General features: G+C 45.3%; 12 protein-coding genes. 2 read left to right on the top strand and 10 right to left on the bottom strand.

Annotation, left to right across the window (positions count from 1 at the left end; genetic code table 11):
* Positions 1-1,128: a TlpA disulfide reductase family protein gene (locus DXN04_RS25005; protein WP_158569138.1), complete on the top strand. Its 1,128-nt coding sequence runs from the start codon at positions 1-3 to the stop codon at positions 1,126-1,128.
* A gap of 94 nt (positions 1,129-1,222) precedes the next feature.
* On the opposite strand, the gene DXN04_RS25000 is transcribed toward DXN04_RS25005, so the two are convergent.
* The 8 genes from DXN04_RS25000 to DXN04_RS24960 form a co-directional block, all read right to left on the bottom strand.
* Positions 1,223-3,283, bottom strand: a complete 2,061-nt coding sequence (locus DXN04_RS25000; protein ID WP_233525681.1) for a S9 family peptidase — start codon at positions 3,281-3,283, stop codon at positions 1,223-1,225.
* A 106-nt stretch (positions 3,284-3,389) separates the two neighbouring features.
* Complete coding sequence (locus DXN04_RS24995; protein ID WP_116856139.1) at positions 3,390-4,721, bottom strand: Gfo/Idh/MocA family protein; 1,332 nt, start codon at positions 4,719-4,721, stop codon at positions 3,390-3,392.
* 166 nt (positions 4,722-4,887) lie between these two features.
* Positions 4,888-5,637 (bottom strand): succinate dehydrogenase/fumarate reductase iron-sulfur subunit, encoded by a 750-nt coding sequence (locus DXN04_RS24985; RefSeq protein WP_199415132.1) that lies wholly within the window; start codon positions 5,635-5,637, stop codon positions 4,888-4,890.
* Between the two features lie 66 nt (positions 5,638-5,703).
* Positions 5,704-7,677, bottom strand: a complete 1,974-nt coding sequence (locus DXN04_RS24980; RefSeq protein ID WP_116856136.1) for a fumarate reductase/succinate dehydrogenase flavoprotein subunit — start codon at positions 7,675-7,677, stop codon at positions 5,704-5,706.
* Positions 7,678-7,692: 15 nt separating this feature from the next.
* A complete protein-coding gene (locus DXN04_RS24975) occupies positions 7,693-8,376 on the bottom strand; it encodes a succinate dehydrogenase cytochrome b subunit (protein ID WP_116856135.1) in 684 nt (227 codons plus the stop codon).
* A 208-nt stretch (positions 8,377-8,584) separates the two neighbouring features.
* A complete protein-coding gene (locus tag DXN04_RS24970; protein ID WP_116856134.1) occupies positions 8,585-9,148 on the bottom strand; it encodes a hypothetical protein in 564 nt (187 codons plus the stop codon).
* A gap of 53 nt (positions 9,149-9,201) precedes the next feature.
* Positions 9,202-10,017 carry an N-acetylmuramic acid 6-phosphate etherase gene (gene murQ / locus DXN04_RS24965; RefSeq protein WP_116856133.1) on the bottom strand — a complete coding sequence of 272 codons (816 nt, stop codon included), beginning with the start codon at positions 10,015-10,017 and terminating at the stop codon, positions 9,202-9,204.
* A gap of 17 nt (positions 10,018-10,034) precedes the next feature.
* Positions 10,035-10,880, bottom strand: a complete 846-nt coding sequence (locus DXN04_RS24960) for an N-acetylglucosamine kinase (protein ID WP_116856132.1) — start codon at positions 10,878-10,880, stop codon at positions 10,035-10,037.
* A 164-nt stretch (positions 10,881-11,044) separates the two neighbouring features.
* On the opposite strand from DXN04_RS24960, the gene DXN04_RS24955 reads away from it, so the two are divergent.
* On the top strand, positions 11,045-12,655 hold the full coding sequence (locus DXN04_RS24955; protein WP_116856131.1) for a S41 family peptidase: 1,611 nt from the start codon (positions 11,045-11,047) through the stop codon (positions 12,653-12,655).
* 114 nt (positions 12,656-12,769) lie between these two features.
* Here DXN04_RS24955 and DXN04_RS24950 read toward each other — a convergent pair whose 3' ends face one another.
* Positions 12,770-12,976: a hypothetical protein gene (locus DXN04_RS24950; protein WP_116856130.1), complete on the bottom strand. Its 207-nt coding sequence runs from the start codon at positions 12,974-12,976 to the stop codon at positions 12,770-12,772.
* 88 nt (positions 12,977-13,064) lie between these two features.
* Positions 13,065-14,387 (bottom strand): ribosome biogenesis GTPase Der, encoded by a 1,323-nt coding sequence (gene der / locus DXN04_RS24945; RefSeq protein WP_116856129.1) that lies wholly within the window; start codon positions 14,385-14,387, stop codon positions 13,065-13,067.
* Positions 14,388-14,401 lie beyond the last annotated feature (14 nt).

Genomic DNA, 14,401 nt, shown 5'->3' with positions numbered 1-14,401 from the left:
GTGACCAAAACGATCTGCCTGTTTTTTCCCCTGCTCACCTGCATCACAGCATTACAGGCACAGCAAACATCCAATCCGTTTTCTATCTCAGGAAAGGTGAGCGGAACTAACCAGGATACCTTGCTATTTAAACGTTACAGCCCGGGAAACCTTGTTATGGATACGATCCCTGTAGATAAGGGAACCTTTGTGTACCATGGTCAGGTAACTGAACCGGAATTTACCGCCGTAACCATCATGGGAGATAGTAGTCATCAAAACCATGAATTTTACTTTTTCTTAGAAAAGGGGAACTATACACTCGATATCAACAGCACCAACATCAGCCAATCTGTAGTCAAAGGCTCCGCTACTAACCAGGCATATTTCACTTATCAGGAGGAAAACAAACCTCTCCTGGATGAGATTTTATCTTATACATTCAACTACCTGGACCTTGAAGACAAAGTAACTCCAGGCTTGTCCACACAGGATACACTTGCTATTCTTAATCGTAAAATAGATTCCTTAAATGAGATCCTCTTCAGGAAAGATGAAGCCTATATCCAACATAATAACCAGCAATTCTTCAGTTTATATGTGCTGTCACAGGATTTAAAAAATGGGATGGATGCAGAAGTTGCCGCTAAGCTCTTTAAAAGTTTAAATACTTCATTACTGCAATCCGGGTACGGCATCAGTGTAAAATCTGTTATTGACAAATCCCTACAGTATGCCGTGGGAAGAACTATTCCCTCACTGGTATTGGAAGATGCAAATAAGCAATCCAAAAATATCATGACTACCGTAAAGCAAAATAAATACACCCTGATTGATCTTTGGGCCAGCTGGTGTGTACCATGCAGACAGGAGTTTCCATTCTTAAAAGAAGCATATGCCCGTTATCATCCGGATGGATTCAACATCTATGCTATATCGATGGATATGTTCAGGAACTCCTGGTTAAAAGCGCTAAAAGATCTGCATCTGCCATGGGTGAATGTAATCAGTAATAATAAACTTCCTGTATTTTACCAGGTAAATGCCATCCCTTTTAATGTGCTGGTCAACAACAAAGGGGTAATTGTAGCAAGGGATTTAAGGGGTACAAAACTGGATAAAAAATTACAGCAATTATTTCAGCATTAATCATAGTATGTAAAAAACTACTGCCTGCCGGCAAGCATTGTACCATGCTTTTGACAGGCAGTAGTCAGAATTTTCCCGGTCTTTCTCCATTCAATTACTTCCCTTCAAGTCCCAGCAGGAATGCATACTGCAAAGCCACATCTTCCAAAGGCTTAAACCTTCCTGAAGCACCGCCATGCCCTGCTTCCATATCCGTCTTGAACAATAACAAATGCTTATCTGTCTTCAACTCCCTCAACTTCGCCACCCACTTGGCAGGCTCCCAATACTGCACCTGTGAATCATGCAGCCCTGTCAATACCAGCATATTCGGATATTCCTGCGCTACCACATTATCATATGGAGAATAAGACTTCATGTATTCGTAATAGTCCTTATTCTTAGGATTTCCCCACTCGTCAAACTCTCCCGTTGTCAATGGAATACTCTCATCCAGCATGGTTGTCACCACATCTACAAAGGGCACTGCTGCAATCACCCCATTCCATAGTTTTGGACGCATATTCACAACAGCACCCATCAGCAAACCGCCGGCACTACCACCCATTGCATACAAATGCGTACTATCCGTATACTTCTGCGCTATCAGGTATTCGGCACAATCAATGAAGTCTGTAAATGTATTCTTCTTCTTAAACAACTTTCCATCTTCATACCACTGTCTGCCCATCTCTTCCCCTCCACGAATATGAGCGATAGCATAGGCAAACCCTCTGTCCAGCAGACTTAACCTGTTTGAGCTGAAACCCGGATCAATACTATATCCATAAGAACCATATCCATACAGCAATAAAGGTCGCTTACCATCCTTCTCAAATCCTTTCTTATACACGATAGAAATCGGCACCTTCACACCATCTCTTGCAGTTGCATATACGCGCTCTGTCACATAGTTTTTAGGGTCATAACCACCTAATACTTCCTGTCTTTTCTTCAACTCGTTTGTCTTCGCTTCCATGTCATAATCATAAGTTGAATTAGGTGTGGTCATGGAAGTATATACATAGCGCAATGTCTTTGTATCAAACTCAGGATTGATAGAAACACTTGCAACATAAGCAGGTTCATCGAAGTGCAGGTAATGCTCCTGGTGAGTATGTGTGTTGATCACACGCAATTGTGTTAGTCCATTCTTGCGCTCGCTCAGTACCATGTGCTCTTTAAACAGCTCCTGTCCTTCCAGCAATACATCGGCACGATGAGGTATCACTTCTTTCCAGTCTTTGATATTTGTTTTGTCCAGCGGGCATTCCATCAGTCTGAAGTTTTTCGCTTCATAGTTTGTTCTGATATAAAAATGCTGATCCTGGTGATCTACATCATACAGCATGTCATGCTGGCGTGGATAGAATATTTTCGCATCATTCATCGGCTTTGAAGCATCCAGGATCCTGTATTCTGAAGACAATGTACTTTCACTGGCGATGAAGATGAACTGACCTGATTTACTTCTGTAAGCAACGGTATTATAGGTCTCATCTTTCTCATGGAAGATCTCTTTATCCTTTGCAGCCTCAGTACCTACTATGTGCCTGCCTATTCTGTCAGCACGCAGGGTTACAGGGTCTTTGCCAGTATAGAAGAAGGTCTTGTTATCACTGGCCCATGCCGCCCCACCTGTGGTATTTACAATAGCATCAGGGAGGATCTCACCAGTCTGCAGATTCTTGATACGGATGGTGTACTGACGGCGGCTCACGGTATCAACACCGAATGCTAACCATTGTCCGTCAGGGCTTACCGCCATACCCCCTACCTGGTAATAATCATGTCCGGCCGCCATTTCATTCACGTTGAGGGTGATTTCTTCTTTGGCTTCCAGACTACCTTTCTTGCGGCAGTAGATCGGATATTCTTTCCCTTCTACATAACGGGTGTAGTAGTAATAACCATCTTTGAGATAAGGCACACTGGCATCTGTTTCCATGATCCTGCCCCTCATTTCCTCATACAGCTTCTTACGCAATTGTGCAGCAGGTGCCATCAGGGTATCCAGGTAGGCATTCTCTGCATTCAGGTAAGCCAGGACTTTGGGATCATTCCGATCCTTCATCCAGTAATAGCTATCTATACGGGTATCTCCGTGAATAGTAAGCGCTGTATCTTTCTTTTCCGCTACAGGAGCGGCTATTGTTGTCGTTGATTCTGCTGACATAACTTTCTTTTTTTCCTTACAGGCAAACAGGGCCATAGCTGAGACCAGGTAAAAAGCAGCGGCTATCCTCATAGGTGGTAATAATTGAGATTATAAAAGTACAAAATTAACCTACCTCCACCATCTTCACAGGGTCCCACTTTATGGGACGTTGCTGAAAATAACTTTCATTCGTCAGCAAAGCTGGTCCTGCAGCCCGAAGACCAAAGGTAGCATCTTCTACCACTTTCCTGCCGCTTCTCACAGATTCATAAAAATTAGCCAGGTGATCAATGTGGGAGTTGTATCCCTCGGGAGCTGTAAACACGCTCTCACCCTGTTGTACAGGTTGTTGCCTTTGCTCAGGCGTATATTTCTCATTGTATTCTTTCACATAGGCATCCTGGGTATCTTTGGGCCAGGTATTGTAGGTATCCCAGCCACCATATCCCGGCGCTGCAGCCAGTTTATGTTTCTTTATTTTAAAGCTGTCCCAGCCTAATTCCAGCACACCTTCTGTACCTACGAGTCTTGTGAACTCACCGCCGCCGCCGCCATCTGCAAAATTTACTCTCAGGTTCACATGGAAGCCGGGATAATCCATCAGGGCCATCACAACATCAGGTACATCGCGGCCATCATTCCATTGTTTCAGGGAGCCGGTAGCGAAGACTCTTTGAGGACCTAAGGCACCTGTCATGAAATGCAGGCCTGAAATGAGGTGTACAAAGAGGTCGCCGGGAATACCTGTGCCATAAGCCTGGTAATTGCGCCAGCGGAAAAAACGGACAGGATCAAAAGGGATCTTAGGGGTATCTTTCAGCCAGGTATCGAAATCAACGGTAGCTGGTGAGGCATCAGGGGGTATTGAATATTGCCAGGCCCCAATAGCATCATGACGATCCATGTGGGCCTCCACCATCACCAGTTCACCGATATCGCCTGCCAGGTAGCGTTTCCTGGCTTCCGCAAGTCCTACGCTGCTTACACGCTGACTCCCTACCTGGAATACAGCTTTGGTCCTGGCTTGTGTAGCTATCACCTGGTGGCCTTCGGAGATCTGTTGTACCATCGGCTTTTCGCAGTATACCGCCTTGCCTTTTTCCATGGCAGCGATAGAAATGGTGTCATGCCAGAAGTCAGGAGTAGCAACGATGATCGCATCGATGTCTTTTCTTTCCAGCAGTTCTCTGTAATCGCGGGTGGTAAAGATCTCTTTGCCGTATACCTCCTTTACTTTCGTGAGGTGGCCGGTATAGAGGTCTGCTACCCCAGCCAGTTCAACGCCTGGAATACTTAATGAGTCTTTCACATCGGAAAAGCCCATGATGCCCATACCCACACAGCCTATTCTTATCTTATCGCTGGGGGCATATTTAGCAAAGGAGGAAAGTGAGCCAAGAAGGGCAGCAGTGCCGCCTACATTGCGCAGGAATGTTCTTCGGGATTGTTGAATCATAACGGAATTTTTTGGGAACTACAGGAAATTACAAATTATGACTGCAAAAAACCAGGGAAAAATGGAGGAACGGGCATATGGCAGTTATCGAAACCCGGATACTTAAAAACAAAAAAGGACGTACCGGTATCCCGGTACATCCTCTATATTTTCAATTACGACGATATTACTTCTCGTAAGTAAAACCAGCACTGATAAACTCCCTGTTCAGACGGGCAATATTAGTCAGTGAGATTTCTTTTGGACATTCAGCTTCACAGGCACCTGTATTCGTACAGCTACCGAAACCTTCCTTATCCATCTGAGCCAGCATGTTCAGTACACGGCTCTTCTTCTCAGGTTGACCCTGTGGCAGCAATGCCAGCTGGGATACCTTCGCAGAAACGAACAGCATTGCAGAAGAATTCTTACAGGCAGCTACACAGGCACCGCAACCGATACAGGCAGCAGCAGCAAAAGCTTCATCTGCAATATCCTTCGCAACAGGAATGTTGTTTGCATCCTGTGCATTACCTGTATTTACAGATACGAAACCACCTGCTTCCATGATACGGTCAAAAGCAGCACGGTGTACCGTTAAATCCTTGATTACAGGGAAAGCACCCGCTCTCCATGGCTCAACGGTGATAGTATCACCATCCTTGAAAGCACGCATGTGCAGCTGACAAGTGGTAGTACCCTCCCATGGACCATGTGCACGGCCATTGATATGCATGGAACACATACCGCAGATACCCTCACGGCAATCGTGATCAAAAGCGATTGGTTCCTTTCCTTCGTTAATTAGACGCTCATTCAGCACATCGAACATTTCCAGGAATGACATTTCAGAAGAAATCTCACTTACCTGATAATTTTCGAAATTACCCTTCGCCTCTGCATTTTTCTGTCTCCACACTTTAAGTGTAAGATTCATGTTATAATGTACCATCTGGTTGGACTATTATTGTTGTAAATAATCTGGCCGTAGCCAGACAAGACCTTATTTATAGTTACGCTGAGTAGGTTTACAAACCTCAAATACCAGCTCTTCTTTATGCAGCTCGTATTGGTTAGGTCCTTTGTATTCCCATGCAGAAACGTAAGAGAAGTTTTCATCATCACGTTTTGCTTCACCGCCATCTTCCTGGGATTCTTCACGGAAGTGACCACCACAGCTTTCTCTACGATTCAGTGCATCGCGGCACATCAGTTCACCCAGTTCCAGGAAGTCAGCCACACGGCCAGCTTTTTCCAGTTCAGGGTTGAACTCATTTTGCTCACCAGGAATACGAACGTCACTCCAGAACTCTTTCTGTAAAGCAATGATCTCATCGATTGCTTCAGTCAGGCCCTTTTCGTTACGTGCCATACCGCATTTATCCCACATGATCTTACCCAGTTTCTTGTGGAAGTAGTCTACGGATTTGGTACCCTTGATGTTCATCAGTTTGGTGAGGGTATCCTGTACGCTCTTCTCAGCTTCTTCAAAAGCAGGATGCGTAGTAGGGATCGCCTTGGTCCTGATATCATCAGCCAGGTAGTTACCCAGTGTATAAGGAATTACGAAGTAACCATCAGCCAGACCCTGCATCAGTGCAGAAGCACCCAGACGGTTAGCACCGTGATCGGAGAAGTTAGCTTCACCCAGTGCATACAGTCCTGTTACAGTAGTCATCAGTTCGTAGTCAACCCACAGACCACCCATGGTATAGTGAACCGCAGGGTAAATACGCATTGGCACCTCGTAAGGGTTCTCACCGGTGATCTTTGCGTACATATCGAACAGGTTACCATATTTCTCAGCTACTACTTCCTTACCCAGTTTTGTAATGAGCTCAGGTGATGCATCGTGCATCTGTCTTTTGTTAGCTTCAATCTTACCATAACGCTCAATTGCAGAAGCATAATCGAGGTATACAGCCTGTTTGGAGCTACCTACACCATAACCGGCATCACATCTTTCTTTCGCAGCACGGGAAGCCACATCACGGGGTACGAGGTTACCGAATGCAGGATATCTTCTTTCCAGGTAATAATCCCTTTCATCTTCAGGGATATCAGCTGGCTTGCGGGTATCGTTTTGTTTTTTAGGCACCCAGATACGACCATCGTTACGCAGTGATTCAGACATCAGTGTCAGTTTGGACTGATGGTCACCGGAAACAGGGATACAGGTCGGGTGAATCTGTGTGTAACAAGGGTTACCGAAGTAAGCACCTTTTTTGGTAGCCTTCCATGCAGCAGTTACGTTAGAACCCATTGCATTGGTAGACAGGTAGAATACGTTGCCATAACCACCGGTACACAGCAATACAGCATGACCAAAGTGACGTTCCAGCTTACCGGTGATGAGGTCACGGGCAATGATACCACGTGCTTTGCCATCGATCGTTACGATTTCCAGCATTTCATGACGGGTATACATCGTTACGTTCCCCAAAGCCACCTGGCGCTGCAGTGCTGAGTAAGCACCTAACAGCAGCTGCTGGCCGGTTTGACCAGCTGCGTAGAAAGTACGCTGTACCTGGGTACCACCGAATGAACGGTTGCTCAGCATACCACCATACTCACGTGCAAAAGGAACACCCTGTGCCACGCACTGATCAATAATATTTCCGCTCACTTCTGCCAGACGATGCACATTTGCTTCGCGGGCACGGTAGTCACCACCTTTTACAGTATCATAAAACAAACGGTAAACTGAGTCACCGTCGTTCTGGTAATTTTTTGCAGCGTTGATACCACCCTGTGCAGCAATACTGTGTGCACGGCGGGCGCTATCCTGGAAACAGAAAGCTTTTACCTTATATCCTAACTCGCCCAATGACGCAGCAGCAGATGCCCCTGCGAGACCGGTACCCACAATGATCACTTCCATGTTGCGCTTGTTAGCCGGGTTCACCAGCTTACAATGCCCCTTATATTCTTCCCATTTATGTTCTAATGGTCCGGCAGGAATTTTTGAGTTCAACATATCTCCTTACTTTACTTAATGTTTTAAATAGATAATCACGGGAATAAGCGCAAAACCAATAGGAATCAGGATTCCCCATACCCATACACCTAAGAAATTGATCAGGCCATTGTACTTTACATGGTTCAGACCGAAAGTCTGGAAAGCACTCTTAAAGCCATGGATCAGGTGGAAAGACAAACCAATCATACCGATTACATACAGGAACACCAGCCAAAGCTGCGTAGTGAACGCCGTGTAAACAGTGCTGTACAGATCCGTCATTTCCTTACCGCCAAAGTTTCCTTTAGGCAAATCACCGTAGTGCATAGCCCACCAGAAATCTTTCAGGTGAATGAGCAGGAATACCAGCAGAATGCTTCCCATGATCGCCATCTGACGGCTGAACCAGGAAGAAGTCTGATTACCTGGGTTTACTGCATACTTAACCGGACGCGCTTTTCTGTTGCTGAAAGTAAGTTGTAATGCAACCCAGAAGTGGATAATAACCGCGACTTTTAAACCCCATGCCACAAGCTGGATCAGTTCGTTGTGGGCCATGAAATCCGCGTAGGTGTTAAAGGCTTCCCCGTTATCATTGAGCAGCAGCTGAAGATTACCTACAAGATGCACGATAACAAAACTACAAAGGAACAGGCCTGTAGCACCCACTAATAATTTTTTACCGATAGAGGTATTAAAAAACTGTGACCACTTCATAAGTAAAATTAGCTTCCTTAAAAGATGATATGATAATTATTCGAATATATCGCGCAAAGTTAAACCGGGAAAAATAAAAACCAAATGATATTTCTCATTTTTCAGGTGGATCAAAACCTCATTGGTACTCATATCCAATGAGGTAGGTATGCAGGTTCCTTCACCCGGCAGAAAGCCACGCGGAATTTTTATTTACCCGATGCGATGCCTACTCCAACCTGCGCATCATCAGGTTATCTATCTCATTGTAAATGTGTTGGGGCTGATAAGGCCGCCATTTTTCAACATCCAGCAAGTGAACATAGTTGTCCAGGTGTGCTTTCTCGAACTCCTGCCTGGTCTGCTCCGGCATGTTCAGGGCTACTATCCACCCGCCGTCATCCTTAATATCATCCCACCACTCCTCGTAATAACAATCATCTGAGGAGTGAAAGTTCATTACATTCTCAGATATCAGCAGAAATTTTCTGATTCCTGTGGCAATCATCACATCAATTATGTCCCTTTTCAGGGTCATAATGTCGTTTTCAATCGCGTCATTCCACTCTCCCAGCAACTCTATGATCACATAATTGAATTGATAATCAGCAAACAGCACCTTCATATACAGGTTCCTGGAACCAAATTCATCCCACTGCGGGTGAACATAATAATTATATACTGTGTTCGTAAAGGTGAATTCACTGTACTCCCTTCCATAGAAAGGGGAGCTTTCATCCTCCTCAGCAGCATATAAATGGCGCCAATTGTAAAATGGTTCTATATCGTGCATGGTTATTTTCTGAAATTATTGTTTTCACAAATTTCGCGAAAAAACTGCAATATTTATCTTTGGTACGCTTCCATCGCTTTCTTCACACTACCAGCCTTCAGCAACAATTCCTTTGCCTGTTCATAATCTTCCAGGCCCAACTGTCCCATCAGCATCCTCACACCCCTATCCACCAGCTTGTCATTCGTCAGCTGCATATTTACCATCTTGTTATCCTCAACCCTACCCAGCTGAATCATTACCGCTGTCGAAATCATATTCAGCACCAGCTTCTGTGCTGTACCACTCTTCATACGGGTACTACCTGTCACAAATTCCGGTCCTACCACTACCTCAATCGGGTGATCTGCCGCCGCTGACACCGGTGATCCGGCATTACAACAAATACTGCCTGTCACAATTCCTTTTGCCCGGCATTTATTCAGTGCACCGATCACGTAAGGGGTGGTACCACTCGCAGCGATGCCTACTACAACGTCTTTGTCTGTGATATTATGCGCCAGCAGGTCTTTCCAGCCCTGTTCCGTATCATCTTCTGCAAACTCCACTGCCCTGCGTATAGCCGTATCTCCTCCCGCAATCAACCCAATCACCAATCCAAATGGTACTCCAAAAGTTGGCGGACACTCACTCGCATCCACAATACCCAATCTGCCGCTGGTACCAGCTCCCATATAAAATAAACGGCCACCTGCCAGCATCTTATCAGCAATCACGGTCACCAGTTTTTCTATCTGGGGCAATGCTTTTTCTACAGCCTGGGGTACAGTTTTATCCTCTTGGTTAATATTACTCAGGATCTCCTGCACACTCATCTTCTCCAGATGTCTATAGTGTGAAGGTTGTTCAGTGGTTCTCTGAAAAGACATTTTCGAATTGATAAATTTTAAGATTGATGATACTCCAGCAACCCTTCCATCGGGCTCCGTAATATCCGGCCCAGCTGCAGCTCATACAGCTCACACAGCTCCTGCAGAATATCCCTGAAGTTCCAGGCTATGCTACCAGTGAAGTGTAGCGGATGTGTCCAGCTTTCGCTGTATTTATAGATGTGATTGAAAAAAAACTCGTTCAGCCCATCCTCAAGGATGTTCTCAATAATATAATGCCCTCTGTTCTCTCCCAGAAAACGCGCAAAACCAGCCAGGTAACGATTTGGCAATGGCTTACGGTATACATTTTCCAGGATCTCATCATTGGAGGTATTGTACGTTTCGTCAAAGCGCGCCTTCAGTTCCTCGTCAAACGAATTGTAAAGGTACATCTGCAACAGCTTTTTGCCCAGTACGGCACCACTTCCTTCATCGCCCAGTACATAGCCCAGTCCGGGATTATTCTTTACAATGCGTGTGCCATCATAAAAACCGGAATTGGATCCTGTACCCAGGATGCTGGCAATACCAGGATTCCTGCCACAGAGCGCCCTGGCAGCCCCCATCAGGTCATGATTCACCGTCACTGCTGCAGCCGGCCATACAGATTCCAGGGCTGTCTGCATAATCTGCACACTCTTTGGCTGTAAACAACCCGTTCCGTAATAAAAAATTTCTGCAATCTCAACATCAGCAGGCAGCTTTGGCAACAGCTCTCTTTCCAGGATTTCCTTGATCTGCTGAGCGTTTAAAAAATAAGGGCTGATGCCCTGTGTAGCGAAATGTCCTGTTTCATTGCCCCCTGTTAAACACCAATCCGCCTTGGTGGACCCACTATCTGCGATTAGCTTTATTTTCATGACACGCCCGTTAAGGTTTGAGGTTTAGGTGATGATTATTTGTTATTATACTATTTTTGCCCCACAAGTTAAACAAAACAGGATTATATATACTACTGCTGTAAAAATTACCTAAAAATGGCCACAGCGAGCGGACATTGCCGCAATCTTAATACTCGAAGTTTATGTCGAACAGGAAATTGAATGTTTTTTTACCGTTACTTTTAGCCGTAGTACTGGCGTTGGGAATGTATCTGGGCCATAAAATGCCAGGGTCTAACACCGGAGCGCAAACGCTCCTCTTTAGCCGGGTAGACAGGGGACCTTTACAGGAAGTCATGGACCTTCTCAAAGTAAAATACGTGGATACCCTGAAACTGGGCGATCTGCAGCAGGAAGCCATCGAAGGCCTTCTCAGCCACCTCGACCCCCACTCCATCTACATCCCCCCTTCCAGTCTGGAAGAAGTGAACGAAGATCTGGACGGCAACTTCCAGGGCATCGGTGTGGAATTCAACATTACTGCCGATACTGTGAATGTGATCTCCGTGATCGCCGGCGGTCCTTCTGAAACAGCAGGCGTGCAGACAGGCGATAAGATCATCAGGGTAAACGACAGCCTGGTGGCAGGTAACAATATTACCAGCGACAAGATCCGCCAGCTGCTGCGTGGTCCCAAAGGCTCCAAAGTAAATGTGACCATGATGCGCAGTAGAAAACTACTCCCTATCCAGATCACCCGTGGCATCATTCCGCTATACAGCATCGATGCCAGCTATATGGTGACTCCGGAGATCGGGTATATTAAAATAAGTAAGTTCAGTGGCACTACCTTCGATGAGTTCATGGCAGCCATGCGTAAACTGGAAAAGCAGCAAATGAAGAAGCTGGTAATCGACCTGCGGCAAAATCCAGGCGGCTACCTCGATGCGGCTACCCGTATTGCAGATGAATTGCTGGATGACAATAAACTGATCCTCTATACAAAAGGTAAGAGCTACCCACGTACTGACTACAAGTGCGAAAAACCAGGTCTGTTTGAACATGGTGCCCTGGCCATCCTGACTGATGAAGGTTCCGCCAGCGCCAGCGAAATTCTGGCAGGTGCGGTACAGGACTGGGATCGCGGTACCATCATCGGCCGTCGCACATTTGGAAAAGGACTGGTGCAGGAACAATTCGATCTGAGCAACGGTGGCGCACTGCGCCTCACAGTAGCCCGTTACTACACACCTTCCGGCAGAAGTATTCAGAAATCTTATGCCAATGGCCGTGAGGCTTATGACGAAGATATCCTGAACCGGTTCAATCATGGTGAGTTTGTAAACCAGGATAGTATCAAGGTACTGGATACCGTGAAATACAAGACTGCTAAAGGCAGAGTGGTATACGGTGGGGGTGGTATCACACCTGATATCTTCATCCCGTTTGACACCAGCCGTTTCTCCCCGGTTATTTCAAGTATGTATTCCCGTAGTGCCTTCAGCAATTTCGTTTACCAATACTACATCAGTCACAAAGACGAATTCAAACAATATAAAGATGCATCCCAGTTTGTGAACCAGTACCAGGTACCGGCCGGCATTATGAGTGCATTCAAGAGCTATGCAGAACGTGATAGTATAAAAGGTGTAGGTGGATTGAAACCACATGATGAAGTGGAAATACAAAATCGTTTGAAAGCAATCCTGGCAAGACAAATATGGAGTTATGAAGGGTATTGGGAATCGCTGAATCAGAATGATGAAATGATGAAGAAAGCGATAGATGTACTAAACAAAGAAAACAACGATTAATCATAAAAAAGGCTGGTGTACCTAACACCAGCCTTTTTTTTATAATAGGAATGTCCCTAAAATAAAAACGCCTTCCTGCAAGCAGGAAGGCTAATTCTTTGTAAAACCTTAGTCTTACTTAGCAGCAGCAGCTGTATCAGCAACTGGAGCAGCAGCGCTATCAGCAACTGGAGTAGCAGTGCTATCAGCTGGAGCTGGAGCAACAGCAGCAGCAGTATCAGCTGGAGCAGTAGCAGTAGAATCTGTAGTTGTAGAAGAACCACCGTTACATGCTACGAAGAACATACCAGCAGCAACTGCTAAAAAGAATAATTTTTTCATGCTTTGATAATTTTAAAGATGGGCAAAGGTATATAGTTATTTTTAATTATAAAACACTTTGACCCATATTTTATTAAAAAAACGCGCTTTATTTCTTACGGAAGAACAATTTGATGGGTACCCCCTGGAAATCAAAGTGCGTACGCAGCTGATTTTCAAGGTAGTTACGATACGGTTGTTTCACATCATCCGGCAGGTTGCAGAAAAATGCAAATGCAGGCGTATACGTAGGTAACTGTGTTACATACTTGATTTTAATAGGTATGCCCCTTACTACCGGTGGATGGAATGACTCGATCGCCTTCAGCATCACCTCATTCAGCTTGGAAGTCTGTACCTTACGCTTACGGTTTTCATAAACACGCAGCCCCTCTTCGATGGCCTTGAAGATACGCTGCTTCTCAGCTACTGAAGTAAAGATTATAGGCACATCATTGAATGGTGCCAGCCTTTCTTTCAGCTGCTTTTCGTAATCACGGGCAGTATTGGTCTTCTTTTCTTCGATCAGATCCCATTTGTTCACCAGGATCACCAGCGCTTTCCCTTTACGGGCAGCCAGGCTGAAAATGTTCAGATCCTGCTGGGTAATGCCGTTGACAGCATCCAGCAGCAACAGACATACATCTGCTTCATCCATCGCCTTAATAGCACGGATCACTGAATAAAATTCCAGGTCTTCATGTACTTTGGTCTTACGGCGTAAGCCCGCAGTATCGATCAGTATGAAGTCTTTCTGGAACATTTTATAGTGTGTGTGAATGGTATCTCTGGTCGTACCGGGAATATCAGACACGATGTTACGTTCCTCGCCAATCAGTGCATTCAGCAGGGAAGACTTGCCCACATTCGGCTGACCAATGATAGCTATCTTTGGTATTTCCTTTGTTTCAGCATCTTCTGCACTTTCTTCTTCTTCAGGAATCAGCTCTACCACTGCATCGAGTAGTTCCCCACTACCACTGCCGCTCATAGACGACATAAAGAATACTCTTTCAAAACCAAGACTGTAAAACTCAGTGGCTTCCAGCATACGGTTGTTGTTATCTACTTTGTTGACAACAAGCAGCACTGGCTTTGAAGAACGGCGCAATATCTCCGCCATATTATCATCGAGATCTGTAATACCGGTGGCAGCATCACACATGAAGAGCAATACGTTTGCTTCATCCATGGCAATTTTCACCTGCTTGCGGATCTCACGTTCAAAAACATCATCACTACCGTGTACAAAACCACCGGTATCAATTACGTTGAAAGATTTGCCATTCCAGTCTGCCACACCATACTGTCTGTCCCTGGTTACGCCACTCACGTCATCCACAATGGCTTTGCGCTGTTCCAGCAAACGGTTGAACAGGGTAGACTTACCCACATTAGGACGACCGACAATTGCTACTGTAAATCCAGCCATAATATTTAAAAATT

The sequence above is a fragment of the Chitinophaga silvisoli genome (assembly GCF_003412465.1).
GTDB lineage: Bacteria > Bacteroidota > Bacteroidia > Chitinophagales > Chitinophagaceae > Chitinophaga > Chitinophaga silvisoli.
Note: the sequence above shows the minus strand (reverse complement) of the source record. Positions and strands in the feature narration are given on the sequence as shown.

Coding starts and splice junctions, on each gene's coding strand:
- DXN04_RS24960 (WP_116856132.1), bottom strand. CDS start 10,880: ATGAAAATAAAGCTAATCGCAGATAGTGGGTCCACCAAGGCGGATTGG.
- der (WP_116856129.1), bottom strand. CDS start 14,387: ATGGCTGGATTTACAGTAGCAATTGTCGGTCGTCCTAATGTGGGTAAG.
- DXN04_RS24950 (WP_116856130.1), bottom strand. CDS start 12,976: ATGAAAAAATTATTCTTTTTAGCAGTTGCTGCTGGTATGTTCTTCGTA.
- DXN04_RS24970 (WP_116856134.1), bottom strand. CDS start 9,148: ATGCACGATATAGAACCATTTTACAATTGGCGCCATTTATATGCTGCT.
- DXN04_RS24995 (WP_116856139.1), bottom strand. CDS start 4,721: ATGATTCAACAATCCCGAAGAACATTCCTGCGCAATGTAGGCGGCACT.
- DXN04_RS24985 (WP_199415132.1), bottom strand. CDS start 5,637: ATGAATCTTACACTTAAAGTGTGGAGACAGAAAAATGCAGAGGCGAAG.
- DXN04_RS24980 (WP_116856136.1), bottom strand. CDS start 7,677: ATGTTGAACTCAAAAATTCCTGCCGGACCATTAGAACATAAATGGGAA.
- DXN04_RS24955 (WP_116856131.1), top strand. CDS start 11,045: ATGTCGAACAGGAAATTGAATGTTTTTTTACCGTTACTTTTAGCCGTA.
- DXN04_RS24975 (WP_116856135.1), bottom strand. CDS start 8,376: ATGAAGTGGTCACAGTTTTTTAATACCTCTATCGGTAAAAAATTATTA.
- DXN04_RS25000 (WP_233525681.1), bottom strand. CDS start 3,283: ATGTCAGCAGAATCAACGACAACAATAGCCGCTCCTGTAGCGGAAAAG.
- murQ (WP_116856133.1), bottom strand. CDS start 10,017: ATGTCTTTTCAGAGAACCACTGAACAACCTTCACACTATAGACATCTG.